The following is an 18,678-nucleotide window of genomic DNA, read 5'->3' as shown; positions in this document are numbered from 1 at the left end:
TCAGGCCACCAGCGCGGAACGCTCCGACGCCGCCCGCTGCCAGGCCATGGCCGCATCCTCGTCGAAGAGCTCGGCGAGCTTCTTCATCATGGTGCCGCCCAGCTCCTCGGCATCCACGATGGTCACGGCGCGGCGGTAGTAGCGCGTCACGTCATGGCCGATGCCGATGGCGATCAGCTCCACCGCCTCCCGCCCCTCGATCTCCCCGATCACCTTGCGGAGGTGACGTTCGAGGTAGTTGCCGGGGTTCACCGACAGCGTGCTGTCATCGACCGGCGCGCCATCCGAGATCACCATCAGGATGCGGCGGTGTTCGCTGCGCTGGAGGAGCCGCTTGTAGGCCCATTCCAGCGCCTCGCCGTCGATGTTCTCCTTCAGCAGCCCCTCGCGCAGCATCAGGCCGAGGTTCTTGCGCGCGCGGCGCCAGGGGGCATCGGCGGCCTTGTAGACGACGTGGCGGAGGTCGTTCAGGCGGCCGGGGTTGCGCGGCTTGCCTTCCTGCACCCAGCGCTCGCGGCTCTGCCCGCCCTTCCAGGCGCGGGTGGTGAAGCCCAGGATCTCGGTCTTCACCGCGCAGCGTTCCAGCGTGCGCGCCAGGATGTCGCAGCACATGGCGGCGACGGTGATCGGGCGGCCGCGCATCGATCCCGAATTGTCGATCAGCAGCGTCACGACCGTGTCGCGGAAATCCGCCTCCCGCTCCCGCTTGTAGGAGAGGGAGAGCATCGGGTTCACCACCACGCGAGCCAGGCGTGCGACGTCGAGGATCCCCTCCTCCAGGTCGAACTCCCAGGCGCGCTGCTGCTGCGCCAGGAGGCGGCGCTGCAGCCGGTTCGCCAGCTTGGAGACGACGCCCTGGAGGTGCGACAGCTGCTGGTCGAGCTGCTGGCGCAGCCGCGTCAGCTCATCGGCGTCGCAGAGATCCTCCGCGTCCACCACCTCGTCGAAGCTGCGGTTGTAGGCGCGGTAGGTGGAGGCGTCGTCGGTCTGCGCGACCTCCTTCCGCTGCTGCGGGCCGCCCGGGCGGTCATCGCCCTCGGCGGCGGCGCCTTCCTCCTCGCCCTCCTCGGTCTCGTCCTCGGCGGCGTCGCCCTGCATGGTCTCGGGCTGGGCGCCGAGCATGCTTTCCGTGTCCTGGGCCTGGGCCTCGCCCTCCCCGGACTGATCCTGCTGGGAGGAGGTCTCGCCGCCCTCCCCTTCTTCCTCATCCTGCTCGGATTCAGCCTCGACCTCGGCCTCCGCCAGGTCGAGCGCGGCCAGCAGCTTGCGCGCGGCCTTGCCGAAGGCGTCCTGGTTGCCTTGGGCGGCCGCCATTTCCGTGAAGGCCGCCTCGCCCTTCTCGCCCAGCGAGTCGCGCCAGAGGTCGAGCACCCGGCGCGCCGCGGCCGGGACCGGTTCGCCGGAGAGGCGTTCGCGCGCGAGAAGGCCGAGCGCCGCGGGCAGCGGCAGCTGGTCCTTCCGCGTCATGCGGTCATAGCCCTCGGCCTCGCATTGCTCGGCCAGGCGGGCGCGGAGATTGGCGGCGACGCCGGCCATGTGCTGGCTGCCGACGACCTCGACGCGCACATCCTCCAGCGCGTCGAAGACCTCCCGCGCCTCCCGCCGCTGCGGCACGCGGGCGCTGTGCACGCCCTCGTCGTGGTGGCGGAGCTTCAGCGCGATGGCGTCGGCCGCGCCGCGGAGCTTCGCCATCTCGGACGGCGGCAGGGCGCGGGTCGGCAGCGGCAGGCGGGCGCGCTTGCCGGCGAGGCCCGAGGGCCCCGGCTGGTAGGCGACCTGCACCTCCGGCACCTGCGCGATGGCGCGCAGCACGCCGGCGGTGGCCCGCTTGAACTCTTCCTGCCGCGTCTGGTCCTTGGTGTTCGCCATGGGGCTGGATGTCACTTCACGCGCTGGGGGAGGCCGAAGGGCGGGGTCCAGCTAAGGGCCTCGTCCAGGCTCCAGGGGTTCTCGGCGGGCATGGCGGCGATCGCCATGCGGGTCTCGGCGGCGGCGGAGCGGCGGGCGCGTTCCCAGGCGCGCGGCAGCTTCTCCTCCACCGCGCGGCGAAGCGCGGCGGAATCAAGCATGTCCTGCAGCTCGTTCTGGGCGTTCACCACGCTGATCGCCCAGGAGGAGGTCGCCCGCTGCGGCTGCACGGTGAACTTGATCAGGTGCATCAAGAGACGTTCGACCTGTGACAGGGCTTCCCGGACATCCCGCTTGGCCATGCTGTCCAGGAACTCCGCGAGGGCGTCGCAATCGATGGCGGTCAGGCGCCGCGAGCGCAGCGCCTCCGCCTGGCCGAGCAGCCAGGCATGCTCATCGACATCCGGGTCCGCACCGAGGCCGAAGAGGCGACCATCCATCATGCCCTCCCTGGGCAGGCTACCCCGCCTTGCGGAGCAGGCTGCCGCTCGGCAGTTCCTCGTTGAAGCAGCGCTGGTAGTACTCGGCCACCGTGCCGCGCTCCGCCTCGTCGCACTTGTTGAGGAAGCTGAGGCGGAAGGCGAAGCCGACATCGCCGAAGATCTTGGCGTTCTCGGCCCAGGTGATGACGGTGCGGGGCGACATGACGGTGGAGATGTCGCCGGCGATGAAGCCCGCGCGCGTCAGGTCGGCCAGCGCCACCATGGCTTCCGTCTGGCGCTTCGCCTTCGGGTCCTTCTCGTCCAGGCCGAGCTTGGCCATGACGATCTGCGTCTCCTGCGCATGCGGCAGGTAGTTCAGCGTCGCCACGATGTTCCAGCGGTCCATCTGGCCCTGGTTGATCTGCTGCGTGCCGTGATAGAGGCCCGTCGTGTCGCCGAGGCCGACCGTGTTGGCCGTGGCGAAGAGGCGGAAGCCGCGATGCGGGCGGATGACCTTGTTCTGGTCGAGCAGCGTGAGCTTGCCCTCCACCTCCAGCACGCGCTGGATCACGAACATCACGTCCGGGCGGCCGGCATCATATTCGTCGAAGACCAGCGCGCAGGCGTGCTGCAGCGCCCAGGGGAGGATGCCTTCCCGGAACTCCGTGATCTGCTTGCCGTCCTTGAGGACGATGGCGTCCTTGCCGATCAGGTCGATGCGGCTGATGTGGCTGTCGAGGTTCACGCGTATGCAGGGCCAGTTCAGCCGCGCCGCCACCTGCTCGATATGCGTGGACTTGCCGGTGCCGTGGTAGCCCTGGACCATGACGCGGCGGTTGTGCGCGAAGCCGGCCAGGATCGCGAGCGTCGTCTCCCGGTCGAAGCGGTAGGAGGTATCGACCTCCGGCACATGCTCGGTGCGGAGCGAGAAGGCGGGCACCGTCAGGTCGCTGTCGATGCCGAAGACCTCGCGCACCTTCACGGTGGTGTCGGGCATATCGATGGCGGCGGTGGGGCGGCTCTCGGTAGGGGTGGCGACCTTGGTCATTTCCTGGTCCGGCTGTGGCATCGGGTTGATCCTAGGGCGATGGCGGCGGCGCGGCTACCCGTCAACCGGTCTTGGCAGCGGGGGTGGCGGGCGCGCGGCCAGGCAGGGCGCGGCGCAGCAGGCTGTAGGCGCGGCTGATATCCTTCAGCCTCTCCTCCCCCTGCCGGTCGCCACCATTGGCATCCGGGTGGTAGCGCTTGGCGAGTTCCTTGTAGCGGGCGCGCAGGGTGACCGCGTCGATGGGCCAGGCCAGGCCGAGAACGTCGAGCGCCGCGCGCAGTTCGGGCGGCGGTTCATCCGGCCGCGGCGCGCGCTGGCGGCGTTGGGCATGCAGCGGCGTGTCTTTCAGCATCCCGAGCGGGTCGCGGAACATCTCCGGATGGTCGAAGGGGTTGGCGCCGCCGAGGCGGCCGAGCGGCCAGGTCGGGCGCTGCCAGCCGGCATCGTTGCGGATGTTCGCCTCGATCTCCCCGGGCGCCATGCCTTTGTAGTAGTCCCAGGCACGGTTGTATTCGCGCACATGGTCCAGGCAGAACCAGCGGTAATCGTTCAGCGCGTTGCGGGCGCGGGGCGCGCGATAGGCGCCGGGTTCCGGGCAGCCCGGCGACTCACAGGGCCGCACGGGCGTTTCCGGTTCCGCCGTTGCCAACCCGATGCGGTCGCCTCGTCGCGCCATGCGGGTCTTATGGTCGTCGCATCCCGGTCACGCAAGGCAACCCGGGCATGCCTTGCGCGGGGCTTCCGCCGGCGGCAGGAAGCCCCACATGCAAGCCATGAACCCGCCAAACCGCGCCGCCCGCATCGAGGCCGCGATCCGGGGCGCCTTCGCCCCCACCGAGGTCATCGTGCAGGATGACAGCGCGCTGCATGCCGGGCATGCCGGCGCGCGGCCCGGGGGCGAGACCCACTACACGCTCCGCATCGTGGCGCCCGGCTTCGCGGGTCAGAGCCGCGTCACCCGGTCCCGCGCGGTGCATGAAGCGCTGGCCGCCGAGTTCGTCACCGGGCTGCATGCGCTGTCGCTGAAGCTGCTGACGCCGGAGGAAGCGGCGCGGGGCTGATACCAACGGCCCTTTCGCGTGACCGCTTCAGGCCCCCCTCAGACGCCGGGCGGAAACCTCCGGTTTCCTTGGCTTCGCCGCATAGGCGGCGGCGCCCATTCGGGCGCTCGGACCGGTCAAACGACCGGTCCGCTGGTATGAGGCGCGGAGCGCCTGTCGAAAGGCCGGATTGGCCCCAAGGCGGCGCCGCGGCTTTGCTGCGGCAACGCAGCGCAACCACCGGGAACGGGCGCCAGGCCGGGGTCCCCGCAAAGCCGCGAAGCGGTTTTGTGGGGAGTTCTACTCCTCCATCGCTGCGCGGTGCCGCAGCACCACGGGACTGTCCGGCGCATAGGCGAGGCAGGAGCCGATCGGCAGCTTGCGGGAGGAGGGCGGCACGGGCTCGCCCGCCGCCTTCGCGCGCTCCGCCGCCTCCCGCTCCCGCCGCCATTTCAGCGGGCCGATGGTCTGGTAGGCGACGGTCGCCATCTGGGCCAGCACTTCGCGCAGATGCGTGCAGCCGAGGCTGCCGCCCACCCTCTCCTTCACCGCCCGGTTGAAGCCGACGCCGACGGAGACGCCGGCCAGCGCGGCGAAGTTGGGCGCCGCGCCCGGGCAGACGGCATAGGGGGCGAAATCGGTGGAGGCCTCGCAGGACCGGATCACCATGTCCTCGCCCACCACCAGGCGGATCCACATGCCGTGCAGGGGCTCGCCCGGGGGGATGGCGCCGCGATCCATGTTCTCGAAGGCGTAGGTCTTGGTGTCCACCAGATGCGCCTCGATGTCGTAGAGGCCGTCGGTGCGCTGGAAACCCTGCATCTCGATGGTGCGGGTGTGGATCAGGCGGCGATCGGTCTCGGGCGCGGAGAGCGGCATGAGGGTTCCCGGCTGGCTATGGTGCAGTGCGGGAGAAGCCTAGACCCGTGGGCGCGGGGTGTCGCCTACTCCCCGCAGCCCTCGTCCCGCAGCAGCGTCTGCACCGCCAGCGGCGCCACATCGCTGGTGGTGAAGCAGTCGCCCGGTGCGCGCATCAGGATGAAGCGCATCGCCCCGTCCCGCGCCTTCTTGTCCTTGCGCATGCGGCCCATCAGCGCCTCCGCCGAGAAGCGGCGCTTGAGGTCGCCGATCCGGGCGGGCAGGCCGACCTCCTGCAGATGGGAGATCACGCGACCCGGCAGCTCCTGGCTGCAATGGCCGAGCCGGGCGGAGAGCGACGCGGCCAGGCCGAGGCCGACGGCCACCGCCTCCCCATGCAACAGCTCACCGCCATAGCCGCATTCGGCTTCGAGGGCGTGGCCGAAGGTATGGCCGAGGTTGAGCAGCGCGCGGCCGCCCTCCTCGCTCTCCTCCCGCTCATCGGCCGCGACCACGGCCGATTTCAGGCGGCAGGATTCCATCACGGCATGGGCCAGCGCGGTCGGGTCGCCGGCCACGGCGCGGGCGCCCTCCGCCTCGCACCAGGCCCAGAGTTCGCCCTGCAGCAGCCCATGCTTCGCCACCTCCGCATAGCCGGCGCGGAGTTCGCGGGGCGGGAGGGTGCCGAGCACGCCGGTATCGGCCAGCACCAGGCGGGGCTGGTGGAAGGCGCCGACCAGGTTCTTGCCGAGGCCGAGATTGATGCCGGTCTTGCCGCCCACCGAGCTGTCCACCTGGGCCAGCAGGGTGGTGGGGATCTGGATGAAGGTCAGGCCGCGCAGCGCGATGGCGGCCGCGAAGCCCGCGAGGTCACCCACCACGCCGCCACCCAGCGCCACCACTGCCGTCCGCCGATCCGCGCCTGCGGCCAGCGCCGCCTCCACCACGGATTGCAGCTGGGGGAAGGATTTGCTGGCCTCGCCCGGCGGCACGGTGATGGTGGAGACGATGCCGACGCCGGCCTCCGCCAGGCCGGCCGTCAGGGTGGGCAGGTGCAGCGCGGCCACCGTCTCATCGGTGATGACGACGACGCGGCGCGCCGGCAGGACCGGGGCGATCAGCGCGCCCGCGCGCGCCACCAGCCCCTCGCCCACCAATATGTCATAGGCGCGGTCGCCGAGCCGGACCGGCAGGCGGGAGGGATCGCGATGCGCGGCGATCGCCTCCATCACCTTGCGGGTGGTCGTCTCCGGCGGTTCATCGGTGCAGTCCACGATGACGGGGGCCTCGGCAAAGGTGGGGTGGCGCGCCGTCATCAGGCGCTCCAGCACCTCACGCGGGTCCTTGTTCAGGAAGAGGGGCCGGTGTTCCCGCCCCGCCACCCGCCGCAGCAGCGTCGGCAGGGAACAGCGCAGCCAGACCGCGACGGCGCCGGAGGAGGCCACCGCGGCGCGGGTGCGGGCATCGGTGAAGGCGCCGCCGCCGGTCGCCAGCACCAGAGGCGGGCCCGCCAGTAGGCGGGCGATGACCCGGCGCTCCCCGTCCCGGAAATGCGGCTCCCCGTATCGCGTGAAGATCTCCGTGATCGGCAGGCCGGCGGCGGCCTCGATCTCGGTATCCGCATCGATGAAGGGCAGGCCGAGCTTGGTCGCCAGGCGCCGGCCGATGGAGGATTTGCCGGCCCCGGGCATGCCGACCAGCACGATGCTGCGAGTGGCCATGGCGGGGGTGGGCGCGCGCACGGCGTCCTCCGCGCCGAAGGGCGCGGCGGAGGCCGGGGGGGCGCTGGCATCGGGGAGCGGCCAGGCCGGAAGGGCGGTGTTGCGTGACACGATGCGCAAGGCTAGCACAGCCCGGCCCGCGCGAGGATCCGCCCCACCGATGTTCCGCCACCCCATCCTGCTGCTGGTGATGCTGCTGTTCGGGGTGGTCGTGCTCGGGCTGCTGGCCATCGGCGCCTTCCCGCCCACCGTGACGCCGGAGCCGGTGGAGCGGACCGTCCCGGCGGAGCGCTTCGGCACGCGCTGACGGCCGCCCATGGCCTGGGATCGCCACGCCGAATCCTTCCTGGAGATGCTGGCCGCCGAACGCGGCGCGGCCCGCAACACCATCAGCGCCTATGCCGCGGACCTCGATGATTTCGGGGTGCATTGCCGGCAGCAGGGGGTGTCGCCGTCCGAAGCGGGCGTCGAGGTGGTGCGGTCCTACCTGCGCGGCCTGTCCGATGCCGGCCTGGCGGCGCGGACGGCGGCGCGGCGGCTCTCCGCACTCCGGCAGTATTTCCGATTCCTGGCGCGGGAGCAGGTCCGAAGCGACGACCCGACAGAGCTGCTCCAGGGGCCCCGCCTGCCTGCCAGCCTGCCCAAGGCGCTGAGCGAGGCGGAGGTGACGGCGCTGCTGGAGGGCGCCTCGGGGCTGCCAGGCGCGCGGGGCCATCTGGCCGTGGCGCTGGTCGAGCTTCTCTACAGCAGCGGGCTGCGCGTCAGCGAGTTGATCGCACTCCCCGCCAACGCACTGCGGCCCGGCCAGCCGCTGGTGGCAGTGACGGGCAAGGGCAACAAGGAAAGGCTGGTCCCGATCTCCAACCGGGCGCGGGAGGCCGCGCTGGCGACGATCCGGGAGCGGCCGAAGGGGGCAAAGCCCAGCCGCTGGCTCTTCCCCTCCCGCGCCGCGGGCGGGCACATCACGCGGCAGAATGTGGGGCTGGTCCTGAAGGATGCGGCGATCGCGGCGGGGATCGACCCGGAACGCGTCAGCCCCCACGTCCTGCGCCACAGCTTCGCGTCCCATCTGCTGGGGCATGGCGCGGATCTGCGCAGCCTGCAGATCCTGCTGGGCCACGCCGACATCGCCACGACGCAGATCTACACCAAGGTGCTGGAGGAGCGGCTGAAGCGCCTGGTGGAGGAGCATCACCCGCTGGCGTAAGCGATCTTCACTGAAGACGGTCCAGGGGCGTCTCGCCCCTGGCGTGGGGGTGAAGGGGGAGCAGCGCTCCCCCTTCCCGTCAGACGTTCAGCCCCTGGCTCGCCAGCGGCAGGCTCCGCACCCGCCGCCCCGTCGCGGCGAAGATCGCGTTGCAGACGGCCGGCGCCACGGGCGGCACGCCGGGTTCGCCGACGCCGCCCGTGCGCTCGCCGCTCCGGATGATGGTCACATCCACCGCGGGCGCCGATCCGATGCGGAGGATCGGGTAGGTGTCGAAGTTGCGCTGTTCCGCCGCGCCATCCTTCAGGGTGACGCCTTCCAGCGCCATGGAGGAGAGCCCCCAGATGACGCTGCCCTGCATCTGCGCCTCGACGCTGTCCGGGTTCACCACGTCCCCGCAATCGATGACGACGGAGACCTTGTGGACGCGCACCTCGTTGCCGGTGACGGAGACCTCCGCCACCTGCGCGACCAGGCTGTCATAGAGGTCGACGAAGGCGATGCCGCGGTGGCGGCCGGCGGGCGGCGCGGATTGCCAGCCGCCGCGCTGCGCGGCGGTGTCCAGCACGCGGAGCGCGCGGGCGTCCTTGGCCAGCAATTCGCGGCGCAGCGCATAGGGGTCCTTGCGTGTCGCGGCCGCGACCTCGTCCAGGAAGCTCTCCAGGAAGAAGCACATCTGCGACCCGCCGACGGAGCGCCAGAGCCAGACCTTCGGCGCGGCCTCCACCCGGTGCCATTCCGCGCGGAAGGCGCCGAAATCGTAGCGGCGGGTATCGGCGATGGATTGCAGGGCGAAGGGGTCGTTGCCGCGCAGCGGCCCGGCGAAGAGGGCGGGGCGGTAATCCCCCATCACGGACTGCCCCGCGGCGCGGATGGCGAGGCCCGTGACCTTGCCCTCCGCATCGACGGCCGCCCGCAGCTTCGCCGCGAAGGCGGGACGCCAATAGGATTGGGCGAACTCATCCTCCCGCGTCCAGATCAGCTTGACCGGGCGGTTGATCGCCTTCGCGACGGTGGTCGCCTGCTCCACCACTTCCGTGTGCAGGCGCCGGCCGAAGCCGCCGCCGGTCATCGGCGTGTGGATGACGACATTCTCCCGCGGCACGCCCGCGACGCGCGCGGCGTCCCGCGCGCACCAATCCTGGTGCTGGGTGGAGGCCCAGACCTCCACCTTGTCACCCTGAATGTGGACGGTGGCGTTCTCCGTCTCCATCGGCGCATGCGCGAGGAAGGGAACCTCATAGGTCGCCTCCACCACGCGGGCGGCGCCGGAGAGCGCGGCGTCCACGTCGCCATCGTTGCGCGGGCGGGTGGCGGGGCCGCCTTCGAGGCCGGCGCGCAGGCGGCGGGAGAGCTCCGCGCTGTCCAGGTTCTGCTCCGGCGTCGGCTTGAAGCGGATGGTGATGCGCTTCGCGCCCTCCATCGCGGCCCAGCTGTTCTCCGCCACCACCGCGACGCCGTTCTTCAGCGCGACGACGTCGATGATGCCGCGGATGGCGCTGATGGAGGCGCGGTCGAAGCCATCGAGTTCCGCACCGAACACCGGCGAGAGCCGCGCCACCGCATAGGCCATGTTCGGCAGGCGGATGTCATGGCCATAGATGGCGCTGCCATTGGTCTTGGCCGGGATGTCCATGCGCGGTGCGGCACGGCCCGTGACACGGCGCTCCGCCGCGGGCTTGATCCGCGGCGTCTCCGCCAGCGGCAGGCGCGATGCAGCCTCGACCAGCTCGGCATAGGGGACCGAACGGTTGCTGGCGGCATGGGTGACGCGGCCCTCGGCAGTGGAGAGCGTATCCGCGGCGACGCCGAGCCGCTCGGCCGCGGCCTGCACCAGCGCGCCGCGGGCCTGGGCGCAGGCGCGGCGGATGCGGTCATGCCAGAAGCGGATGCCGAAGCTGGCGCCGGAATACATCTCGTTCACGGGCTGCAGGCGGAGCGCCGGTTCCGGCTGGCCGGCCACCACCGTCACCTGCGCCAGCGGCACGTCGAGTTCATCCGCCACGATCATGGCGTGGGAGGTATGCGTGCCCTGCCCCATCTCCGTGACCGGGGAGGCGAAGGTGACGCGGCCATCGGGCGCGATGCGGAGGAAGGCCGTCACCTGCCCCACCCCGCCATTCGGGCTGTTGGCGGCGGCGGCGGTGATGACGGGGGGCGGCGCCTGCTGCGCGGAAGCGGGGGCGAGGGGCACCACCAGCGCGGCGGCGCCGGTGGCGAGAAGCGTGCGGCGTTCGATCATGCCATCCATGGTCAGTGCTCCCCCTCAGGCCTTGGCGGCCGCGTCATGGATGGCGGCGCGGATGCGGGGATAGGTGCCGCAGCGGCAGATGTTGCCGGCCATGGCGGCATCGATGTCGGCGTCCGAGGGGCGGCGGTTCTCCGCCAGCAGCGCGGCGGCGGACATGATCTGGCCGGACTGGCAGAAGCCGCATTGCGGCACCTGCGCCGCCACCCAGGCTTGCTGCAGCGGGTGCTGTCCCTCGGGGTGCAAGCCCTCGATCGTGGTGATGCGGCGGCCGGCCAGGTCGCCGATGCGCGTCTGGCAGGACCGCGTCGGCGCGCCATCCACATGCACGGTGCAGGCACCGCATTGCGCGATGCCGCAGCCATACTTCGTGCCGGTGAGACCCAGCATGTCGCGCAGCGCCCAGAGCAGCGGCATGTCCGGGTCGGCATCCACCCGACGCGCCTGCCCATTGACCATCAGGTCGATCATTCCCGTCCGCTCCCCGTCTTTCTTGCCTGGCCCGGTGTCCCCGGTGACCTCATCCTGCCGCCAGATGGCCGGTGGATGACTCCCGCGACATTCCATGACCAAAACCGGCGCGGGCGGCAAGCGCAAAGCGCAGCGGAGAAGCCGGGCTAGATCCGGCCGACGAGGTCCCCGAAGCCCCAGACCAGCGTGCCCAGGATCAGCAGCGCGAAGCCGGCCTTCTCCATCACCTGGCGGTCGAGGTCACGCTGCAGGCGCTTGAAGCTCTCGAGCCGCGCCGTGCGCTCCGCACCATCCACGCGTTCCATGTCCTGCAGCAGCGCCATCAGATCGGCGCGCGCGATCAGCACCTTCCGGCTGGCCAGCACCAGGCCGAGAGCGGTGATGACGGCGCCGGACCGCGCGAACCACATCCAGTCCGTCGTGGCGATGCTCAGCCAGATGCCCGCGGCCATGGAGGCGATGGTGGCGGCCGTGAAGCCGCGCACCACGCGCCGCAGCGCGCGGGATCCCTGTTCCGGCGGCGACGCCATCAGGCCTTGTGGACCCGCAGCGGTCCGAAGCTCTGCGCCACCGGCATCAGCTGCATCGTGTTGATGTTCACGCGGGCGGGGCGGGAGACGGCCCAGTGCACGGCATCGGCGATGTCGTCGGGCGTCAGCGGATCCGTCCCCGCATAGGGGGCGGCGGCCTTGGCGGCATCGCCCTTGAAGCGCACCGCGCTGAACTCCGTGCCGCCGACCAGGCCCGGCTCGATCTCCGTCACGCGGATCTGCGTGCCGAAGAGGTCGGCGCGCAGGTTGTGGCTGAACTGGCGGACGAAGGCCTTGGTGGCGCCATAGACATTGCCGCCGGGATAGGGCCATTCGCCGGCGGTCGAGCCGATGTTGACGATGTGCCCGCGATCCCGCGTCACCATCCCAGGCAGCACGGCGCGGGTGACGTACATCAGCCCCTTGCAGTTGGTGTCCACCATCGCGTCCCAATCGTCGAGGTCCGCGCCCTGCGCGGGGTCGAGCCCGGCGGCGAGGCCCGCATTGTTCACGACGACATCGATGGCGCGGAAGCTGCCGGGCAGCGCCTCGATCTCCGCCAGCACGGCCTTGCGGTCCCGCACGTCGAGCGGCACGGAATGGCAGCGCGCCGGGCCCAGTTCCTCCACCAGCGCGGCCAGGCGGTCACCGCGCCGGCCGGTGGCGACGACGCGCCAGCCATCGGCCGCGAAGCGCCGCGCGATCGAAAGGCCGAAGCCCGCGGTCGCGCCGGTGACGAGGATGATGCGCTCGGTCATGGCCGGCCCCTCCTGGTTGAGAGGCCGCATGTCGCCCCGGATCAGCCGACGCGCAAGAGCGCCGGCCCCTCCACCCGCAGCCATTCCACCGCATCCTCGCGATGCGGCGTCAGCTTCTCGACATGCGCCCAGAAGCGGGCGGAGTGGTTGAGCTCCCGCAGATGCGCGACCTCATGCGCCACCACGTAGTCCAGCACCCAATCCGGCGCCATCACCAGGCGCCAGGAGAAGGCGAGCGTGCCGTCCGGCGCGCAGCTGCCCCAGCGGCTGCGCGTATCCTTGAGCCGCAGCGCGCGCGGCTTCACGCCCAGCGCCTCCGCATGCGGGCCGATGAGGGATCGGATGCGGCGGCGCGCCTCCGCCCGCATGAAGTCGCCGACGCGGCGGCGGAGGAAGGCGGGATCGCCGGCCACGACGATGTCGCGTCCCTCGAGGAAGGCCCCGCCGCGTGCCGCGGGATCGTGGCGGATGCGATGTGGCGCACCGCCCAGCAGCACGGTGGCGTCGGGTTCGAAGGGCACGGCGGGGGCCAGCGCGGCAAGCCGTTCCATCGCCCAGTCGCCGTGTTCGCGCAGCAGCGCGAGGCCCGCGCGGCGCCCCTTGCCCGGCGGCAGGATGACGACGACGGCGCCCTGCTTCGGGCAGATGCGCATGGAGACGCGGCGCGCGCGCGAGGAGGATTGCCAGCGCACCAGGCATCGCGCCGGCGGCGCCAGATGGCCCTTCGCGGCGGGCAGCGTGATCAGTTCCGATTCGGGGAGCATCGACCCACCATGGCGCGAAGGCACCGTGCGATTCAACCGCTTGACATCCGATGTCCTGACGCCGTGTTAACCGGCATGCCCCAACGCCTTTCCATCGCGCTCGCGCTCCTAGCCCTCGGCGCCAGCTGGGGGCTGACGCCGGCGATGGCGAAACTGGCGATGGCACAAGGGATGATGCCGCTTGGCGTCGCGACCATCGCGGCGGTGATCAGCGCCGTGGTGCTGCTGGGCGTCTGCGCGCGACGCCGCGACATGCCGCGATGGTCACGGCCGCATCTGGTCCACTACGTCAGCGGCGGCTTCATCGGGCTTGCCTGCGCCAACCTCTTCGCCTTCACCGGGCTGATGCGCGCGCCGGCGGGGTTGTTCGCGCTGCTCGTGCCGCTGTCGGGGCTGCTCAGCACGCTGTTCTTCGCACTGGCGGGGATCGAGCGTGCGACGCCGCGCATCCTGCTGGGCGCGGCGCTCTGCGTCGCGGGCGTGGCGCTGGCCATGGCGCCGGGGGCCGCGCTGCCCGATCCCGCGCTGCTGCCCTGGGCCGCGCTGATGGTGCTGACGCCGGTCTGCTACGCGCTGTCGAACCTGCTGTCGGTGAAGCTCGCCGTGCCGGGCAGCACGCCGCTGGCGCAGGCCGCGGGCACGCTGGTGGGGGCGGCGGGATCGGTGCTGGTGATGGCGCTGCTGCTCGGCCATCTCGGCCCGCCGCCGAGCCTCGGCATCGCGTTGCTGCTGCTGGCGCAGGGCGTGATCACCGCCGCCGCCTACCTGCTCTATTTCCGCCTGCTGGTCAGCGCGGGCGGCATGGTGACCAGCCAGGTCTCCTACCTGATCACCCTGGCGGGGCTGGCCTACGGTTTCCTGCTGTTCGGGGAGGTGCCGGGCTGGCTCACTCTGCCAGCCGCGGCGCTCATCTTCTCAGGGCTCGCCCTGGTGACGCTTGCCCGAGCGCGATGACGTTCGGCGGCGTCGCCGTAACGTCTGAATCGCGCGATCTGCAAAGGCGAGGCCGGCATGCCGAGGCATGCCGGCCGAAGCGTCAGCCGGTGTAGGCCTTGAGTTCCACTTCAACGAAGGACAGCGGCGCGGTCCCGGCATTGACCACGTTGTGCTCCACGCCGAAGGCGCGGGCATAGCTTACGCCGGCCTTGAGCTCCGCCGTCGCGGTCTGGCCGCCCGGCAGTTCCAGCAGCAGCGTGCCGTCGGTGACCGGCGTCACGACATAGGACATGCCGTGGCGATGCCAGCCGGTCTCCGCGCCGGGATCGAAATCCCAGCGCGTCACCTTCACCTTGTCGTCGTCGATCTGGACGGTGCCCGTGGCCGGCGCGCGGCAGGAGAGCGGCGTGCTCATTCGGCCGCGGCCTTCATGCCCATACCCGCCAGCGGCAGCGCGCCGGCGGCCTGCATCGCATCCCACGCCTTCTGGCCTTCATCGCCCTGGAGCGGCAGGTGCGGCGGGCGGATCACGCGCCAGCCATCATGGCCGGTGCTGCGGGCGATGATTTCCCGGAGGCCGGGGATCAGGGCGACGGCGGTCGCGGCCTTGCGCGTCGCGTCCAGCACGGCCTGCGCCGCATCGGCTTCCGGCCCCGTGCGCTTCTGGTAGACGATCTGGCCGAAGCGGGCGTTGACGTTGGCGGCGGCGGTGATGCAGCCCGCACCACCCTCGGCCAGGATCTTCTGCACGAAGTTGTCGGCGCCCGAATAGACCTCGAACCCGTCCTTGGCGAAGTTGTCGATCATCGCCTTCATGTTGGCGTAGTCGCCCGAGGAATCCTTCACGCCCTTGATGACGCCGGGGAAGGCCTTCAGCAGGCGGCCGATCAGGTCGAGGCTGAAGGGCACCGCGCTCTGCTGCGGGAAGTGGTAGAGGTAGATGGCGATGCCGCCACCGACGCGGTTCACGACTTCGCTGAAATAGGCGAAGAGGCCGTCATCGCTCGGCGCCTTGTAGTAGAAGGGCGGCAGCACCAGCACGCCGCGGCAGCCCTGCGCCTTGGCATGCTTCGTGAGTTCGACGGTATCCATCAGGCTGGCGCAGCCCGTGCCGGGCATCAGGCGCGTCGCGGGCACGCCGCGGGCCACGATGCCCTCCAGGATCATCTTGCGCTCATCGAAGCCGAAGCTGTTCGCCTCGCCCGTCGTGCCGAGGATGCCGAGGCCGTTGCAGCCATTGGCCAGCAGCCACTTGCAATGCGCGGCATAGGTGTCGAGGTCCGGCGAGAGGTCCGGGTTCATCGCCGTGAGGGCCGCGGCATTGATGCCGCCGAAAAGCGCGTCCTTCATGATCTCCGGGTCCTTCCCTTCAGAGTTCGGTATCCGATCCCCGCCGAACGGGCGGGATCGGCTTCGCCGCCTTGGGCACGCGGCCCGGCCAGGCGACGACATGGTCCTCGAGTGCGCCAGCATCGCGTTCCGCCACGATGCGGCCACGGATGGAGACGCCCGCCTTGTGCACCGTCTCCGCATCGCCGGAGACCAGCGGGTGCCACCAGGGCAGGTCGCGCCCTTCCGCCAGCAGGCGATAGGCGCAGGTCGGTGGCAGCCAGTCGATCGCCGCGACCTTGGCCGGGGTGAGTTTCACGCAGTCCGGCACACGGGATTTGCGATTGGCGTAGTCGGTGCAGCGGCCCGTCTGGCCATCCAGCAGCCGGCAGCCGACATGGGTCCAGAGGAGGGCTTCCGTCTCCTCCTCCCGCAGCTTGTGCAGGCAGCAGCGGCCGCAGCCATCGCAGAGGCTTTCCCATTCGGCGCGTGTCATCGCGCCGAGGGTCTTCCTGCGCCAGAAGGGATCGGAGGCCGCCATCGCGGGCACCCTAGCCGCTGCGCCCGCGCATGCAAGGGCGATGCTTGACCGCACGCCCGCGGCGCGGGCAGGTCTCCCCTGCGATGACGCCGGACAACCCCTGGACCACGCCGCCGGAACGCCCCGGCGCCTGGCCGCCGCCCTTCTTCCGCAAGCGCTTCGCGCTGGCGCTGCTGGGCTGCGTGCTCGTGCTCGGCCTCGCCGTGCTGGACAAGGTGGTGACCTGGCAGCGCACGGACACCGCGATCGCGACGGTGGTGCCGCTGCGCAAGCCGGATGGAGAGCCGATCCGGCGGGGCGAGGATGTGCCGTCCTGGCTGATTCTTCCCTTCGTCACGCTGCGCTTCGAGACGCGGGATGGGCAGGTCGTGGAGGCGGAGAACGCATCGCTGCGGCAATGGCCCTCGGAGGGTTCACGGATTCCGATCCGCTACGATCCACGCGCGCCATCGCGCAGCGTGGTGCAGGGATCGGATTGGGACCTGGTGGTGGAGGCGCTGCTGATCGCGGGCCTCGCCTGGATCCTGCTGCCGCCACTCTGGCGGGCCATGTGGGGCGGGCGGCTCCGCTTCTGGCCGCTCTGGCCCTGGCGATGATCGTGGCGTCGCGCCGCGCCTTCCTGGCCGGGCTCGGCGCGATGGCGCTGCCCGGCCCTGTACAGCCTGCCTGGGCGCAGCCCGCGCCGGTCGCCATCGGCGCCATCCGCTGGGATGCCTGGTACGCGCCGGGGTCGGTGCCGACCATGGCGGTGGAACGGGCCCTCACCCCCGCCCCCTGGCGCCACCGCGCACCCTTCTTCGCGGAGGTGCCGGCCGATGGCGGCCCCATCCGCATGCCGCCGCCCGACCAGGCGGTGATGGACCGGCAGATCGCGCTGGCCGCCTCGGCCGGGATCGATTTCTGGGCCTTCGTCAGCTACCCCGCCGCTTCCTCCATGAGCGAGGGTTTCCGGCTGTATCGGGCCAGCGCCGCGCGGCACCGGGTGAAGTTCGCCCTGCTCTGCGAGGCCGTGCGCTGGGGAAGCCGCGATGCGCCGGGGGAGGCGCTGGCCACCCATCCCGCCCTGCTGGCGGACGCGGATTGCCAGCGCGTCGGCGGCCGCCCGCTCTACTTCCTGGGCTTCCTCTCCGACGACCTGATCACGCAGGCCTGGGGCGGCATCGCGGGACTGCGTGCCGCGGTGGACGGCTTCCGGCAGCGGGCGCGGCAGGCCGGCGCGGGCGATCCCTTCATCGTGCTGATGACACCGGTGCCCGACCAGGCATGGCGCTGGGTGCCGCTGCTCGGCCTCGATGGCGTCTCCGCCTATGCCTGGCAGGCCGGCGCGAGGGCGGCGCCCTATGCAGCATTGGCGCAGACGGCGGAGCGTGGCTGGGCGGCGCAGGCCGCGCTCGGCATCCCCGTGGTGCCGACGGCGATGACAGGCTGGGACCGGCGGCCGCGAGTCCAGAATCCCGTACCGTGGGAGGGCTGGCAACGCCCCGGCGAAGCGATGGACCGCCACTACGCCGCGCCGACGCCGGAGGAGTTGGCGGCGCATCTGCGCCGCGCCATCGCCTTCGCGGGGTCGCAGGCCCCGCGCACGGCGCTCATCTACGCCTGGAACGAGAATGACGAAGGCGGCTGGCTGGAGCCGACGCACCCCTTCGACGATGCGCGGCTTCGCGCGCTGCGGGGCGCGGCCTGCCGGCCGCTTCCCTCCGATCGCTGCGTCAGGCTTCCGGCTTCGTGACCGTTTGGGAATGGCGGCGGCTGAGGGTTCGCCAGGGATTTTTCGGCCTGGGAAGGCGCTGGGCGCCGCCGATGCTGGTTGCATCGGCAAGCCCTGCAACGCACTCAGGGCGGAAAAGAACGGCGAAACCGACCCGCCGCTGTTCTCAAACGGTCACGCGGGCTCGTCGCGGAAATAGGGCTCGACGGTGCCCTTCAGCTTCAGCGTCAGCGGCATGCCGCGGCGGTCCACCGCCTTGCCGACGGACACCCGCACCCAGCCCTCGCTGACGCAGTATTCCTCGACATTCGTCTTCTCGGTGCCGTTGAAGCGGATGCCGACGCCGCGGGCCAGCAGCGCCTCCTGGTAGTAGGGGCTTCGCGGATCGACGGAGAGGCGGTCGGGCAGGGTGTCGCTCATGCGGCTGCACTAACCCCGCAGGCCGCCGATGCCAAGGGTTCAGGCTCGGGGTGTTCAGGCGAGGTCGCGCAGCGTCGCCAGGAAACGTTCCGCCGCCAGCTCCGGCGGCCAGGGGCGCCAGGGCTCCCCCCCGTGGATCGCGGCCAGCGGGTCCGCCTGCATCACCGCGGCGCGGATGCCGAGCGTGGCGCGCACCTCCGCGGCCGACCAGCCCGCGACATGCACAGCCTCCGCCGCCGCCATGGCGATGTCGAGCTTCTTGTGGAGCTTCTTCTGTTCGGCCTCCCAGGCGGGCAGCGCGTAGCGGGTGGCGATCACCGCCGACAGACGCTCCTGCAGCGCGAGGAAACCCGGGCCGAGGAAGGGCTTGAGGGGGGAGATGCAGTCGAAATTCGTCAGCCCCTCCTCGGCGTCATGCAGCAATTCGCGCCGCGCCTCCGCGCGGGTGGGCGCGGGCCTGGCCGCGCGGCGCAGCGCCAGGACGGCGAGGGAGTGCTGCGCGACGGAGAGCGGCGCGCCGGGCCAGACGGAATGCCCGCCCCAGCGGAAGGTGCGGGACAGGCCGATGGCCAGATCCTCATCCGTCCAGTCGAAGGGGGTGGGCGCCAGCAGGTTGAGCCGCCGGCCCGAGGGCAGCCGCACCCAGGCCCGAGCCTCCTTCGCCGCTTTCGCCATCTGCCGGGCCCCCTTCACACCGCGTCTTCATAGCGGGGTTGCCCTCCGCGCCAAGCCGGGCGATGAAAACGGAAGGGAAACCTTTGTCACG

The 18,678-nt window shown here is 71.4% G+C and carries 22 protein-coding genes; 6 read left to right on the top strand and 16 right to left on the bottom strand.

Annotated features, from left to right (window positions below):
- The 4 genes from cobT to G3576_RS26535 all read right to left on the bottom strand — a co-directional run bounded on the left by cobT (position 1) and on the right by G3576_RS26535 (position 4,000).
- Positions 1 to 1,869, bottom strand: coding sequence for a cobaltochelatase subunit CobT (cobT, locus tag G3576_RS26550; protein WP_164697514.1), 1,869 nt, complete (start codon positions 1,867 to 1,869; stop codon positions 1 to 3).
- Between the two features lie 11 nt (positions 1,870 to 1,880).
- Positions 1,881 to 2,348: a DUF29 domain-containing protein gene (locus G3576_RS26545; protein WP_164697513.1), complete on the bottom strand. Its 468-nt coding sequence runs from the start codon at positions 2,346 to 2,348 to the stop codon at positions 1,881 to 1,883.
- Between the two features lie 19 nt (positions 2,349 to 2,367).
- On the bottom strand, positions 2,368 to 3,378 hold the full coding sequence (gene cobS, locus G3576_RS26540; RefSeq protein WP_164697531.1) for a cobaltochelatase subunit CobS: 1,011 nt from the start codon (positions 3,376 to 3,378) through the stop codon (positions 2,368 to 2,370).
- Between the two features lie 61 nt (positions 3,379 to 3,439).
- Positions 3,440 to 4,000, bottom strand: coding sequence for a J domain-containing protein (locus G3576_RS26535; protein ID WP_407926137.1), 561 nt, complete (start codon positions 3,998 to 4,000; stop codon positions 3,440 to 3,442).
- Positions 4,001 to 4,142: 142 nt separating this feature from the next.
- Here G3576_RS26535 and G3576_RS26530 point away from each other — a divergent pair, with 142 nt between their 5' ends.
- Positions 4,143 to 4,439, top strand: coding sequence for a BolA family protein (locus G3576_RS26530; RefSeq protein WP_164697511.1), 297 nt, complete (start codon positions 4,143 to 4,145; stop codon positions 4,437 to 4,439).
- 279 nt (positions 4,440 to 4,718) lie between these two features.
- Here G3576_RS26530 and G3576_RS26525 read toward each other — a convergent pair whose 3' ends face one another.
- Positions 4,719 to 5,297, bottom strand: a complete 579-nt coding sequence (locus tag G3576_RS26525; RefSeq protein WP_164697510.1) for a DUF2889 domain-containing protein — start codon at positions 5,295 to 5,297, stop codon at positions 4,719 to 4,721.
- Positions 5,298 to 5,362: 65 nt separating this feature from the next.
- Positions 5,363 to 7,108 (bottom strand): 3-dehydroquinate synthase, encoded by a 1,746-nt coding sequence (gene aroB / locus G3576_RS26520; RefSeq protein WP_328729888.1) that lies wholly within the window; start codon positions 7,106 to 7,108, stop codon positions 5,363 to 5,365.
- Positions 7,109 to 7,157: 49 nt separating this feature from the next.
- Between aroB and G3576_RS26515 the strand changes: the two genes are divergently transcribed.
- Both G3576_RS26515 and G3576_RS26510 read left to right on the top strand, forming a co-directional pair.
- Positions 7,158 to 7,304 (top strand): hypothetical protein, encoded by a 147-nt coding sequence (locus G3576_RS26515; RefSeq protein ID WP_164697509.1) that lies wholly within the window; start codon positions 7,158 to 7,160, stop codon positions 7,302 to 7,304.
- 9 nt (positions 7,305 to 7,313) lie between these two features.
- Positions 7,314 to 8,204 (top strand): site-specific tyrosine recombinase XerD, encoded by an 891-nt coding sequence (locus G3576_RS26510; protein WP_164697508.1) that lies wholly within the window; start codon positions 7,314 to 7,316, stop codon positions 8,202 to 8,204.
- A 79-nt stretch (positions 8,205 to 8,283) separates the two neighbouring features.
- On the opposite strand, the gene G3576_RS26505 is transcribed toward G3576_RS26510, so the two are convergent.
- The 5 genes from G3576_RS26505 to G3576_RS26485 form a co-directional block, all read right to left on the bottom strand.
- Positions 8,284 to 10,455 (bottom strand): xanthine dehydrogenase family protein molybdopterin-binding subunit, encoded by a 2,172-nt coding sequence (locus G3576_RS26505; protein WP_164697507.1) that lies wholly within the window; start codon positions 10,453 to 10,455, stop codon positions 8,284 to 8,286.
- 15 nt (positions 10,456 to 10,470) lie between these two features.
- Positions 10,471 to 10,923, bottom strand: a complete 453-nt coding sequence (locus tag G3576_RS26500; protein WP_164697506.1) for a (2Fe-2S)-binding protein — start codon at positions 10,921 to 10,923, stop codon at positions 10,471 to 10,473.
- Between the two features lie 146 nt (positions 10,924 to 11,069).
- Positions 11,070 to 11,453, bottom strand: a complete 384-nt coding sequence (locus G3576_RS26495) for a hypothetical protein (RefSeq protein WP_164697505.1) — start codon at positions 11,451 to 11,453, stop codon at positions 11,070 to 11,072.
- A complete protein-coding gene (locus G3576_RS26490; RefSeq protein WP_164697504.1) occupies positions 11,453 to 12,211 on the bottom strand; it encodes an SDR family NAD(P)-dependent oxidoreductase in 759 nt (252 codons plus the stop codon). Before G3576_RS26490 ends, G3576_RS26495 begins: the two co-directional genes overlap by 1 nt.
- 41 nt (positions 12,212 to 12,252) lie before the next feature.
- Positions 12,253 to 12,975 (bottom strand): M48 family metallopeptidase, encoded by a 723-nt coding sequence (locus G3576_RS26485; protein WP_164697503.1) that lies wholly within the window; start codon positions 12,973 to 12,975, stop codon positions 12,253 to 12,255.
- Between the two features lie 75 nt (positions 12,976 to 13,050).
- On the opposite strand from G3576_RS26485, the gene G3576_RS26480 reads away from it, so the two are divergent.
- On the top strand, positions 13,051 to 13,929 hold the full coding sequence (locus tag G3576_RS26480; protein ID WP_164697502.1) for a DMT family transporter: 879 nt from the start codon (positions 13,051 to 13,053) through the stop codon (positions 13,927 to 13,929).
- Between the two features lie 82 nt (positions 13,930 to 14,011).
- Here G3576_RS26480 and G3576_RS26475 read toward each other — a convergent pair whose 3' ends face one another.
- The 3 genes from G3576_RS26475 to G3576_RS26465 are packed head-to-tail and all read right to left on the bottom strand — an operon-like array spanning position 14,012 to position 15,781.
- Positions 14,012 to 14,326 carry a cupin domain-containing protein gene (locus tag G3576_RS26475; protein WP_164697501.1) on the bottom strand — a complete coding sequence of 105 codons (315 nt, stop codon included), beginning with the start codon at positions 14,324 to 14,326 and terminating at the stop codon, positions 14,012 to 14,014.
- Positions 14,323 to 15,261: a dihydrodipicolinate synthase family protein gene (locus G3576_RS26470; RefSeq protein ID WP_164697500.1), complete on the bottom strand. Its 939-nt coding sequence runs from the start codon at positions 15,259 to 15,261 to the stop codon at positions 14,323 to 14,325. Before G3576_RS26470 ends, G3576_RS26475 begins: the two co-directional genes overlap by 4 nt.
- A gap of 19 nt (positions 15,262 to 15,280) precedes the next feature.
- Complete coding sequence (locus G3576_RS26465) at positions 15,281 to 15,781, bottom strand: YcgN family cysteine cluster protein (RefSeq protein ID WP_164697499.1); 501 nt, start codon at positions 15,779 to 15,781, stop codon at positions 15,281 to 15,283.
- 44 nt (positions 15,782 to 15,825) lie between these two features.
- Here G3576_RS26465 and G3576_RS26460 point away from each other — a divergent pair, with 44 nt between their 5' ends.
- Both G3576_RS26460 and G3576_RS26455 read left to right on the top strand, forming a co-directional pair.
- Positions 15,826 to 16,377 (top strand): DUF3592 domain-containing protein, encoded by a 552-nt coding sequence (locus G3576_RS26460; RefSeq protein ID WP_164697498.1) that lies wholly within the window; start codon positions 15,826 to 15,828, stop codon positions 16,375 to 16,377.
- Positions 16,378 to 16,379: 2 nt separating this feature from the next.
- A complete protein-coding gene (locus G3576_RS26455; RefSeq protein ID WP_164697497.1) occupies positions 16,380 to 17,513 on the top strand; it encodes a glycoside hydrolase family 71/99 protein in 1,134 nt (377 codons plus the stop codon).
- Between the two features lie 153 nt (positions 17,514 to 17,666).
- Here G3576_RS26455 and G3576_RS26450 read toward each other — a convergent pair whose 3' ends face one another.
- Both G3576_RS26450 and G3576_RS26445 read right to left on the bottom strand, forming a co-directional pair.
- Entirely contained in the window at positions 17,667 to 17,912 is a 246-nt protein-coding gene (locus G3576_RS26450; protein ID WP_164697496.1) for a DUF3297 family protein, read from the bottom strand.
- 54 nt (positions 17,913 to 17,966) lie between these two features.
- The gene (locus tag G3576_RS26445) at positions 17,967 to 18,587 is read right to left on the bottom strand and encodes a phosphohydrolase (RefSeq protein WP_164697495.1); all 621 of its coding nucleotides are present in this window, start codon (positions 18,585 to 18,587) and stop codon (positions 17,967 to 17,969) included.
- Positions 18,588 to 18,678 lie beyond the last annotated feature (91 nt).

It is taken from the genome of Falsiroseomonas algicola (assembly GCF_011040385.1).
Classification (GTDB): Bacteria; Pseudomonadota; Alphaproteobacteria; order Acetobacterales; family Acetobacteraceae; genus Falsiroseomonas; species Falsiroseomonas algicola.
Note: the sequence above shows the minus strand (reverse complement) of the source record. Positions and strands in the feature narration are given on the sequence as shown.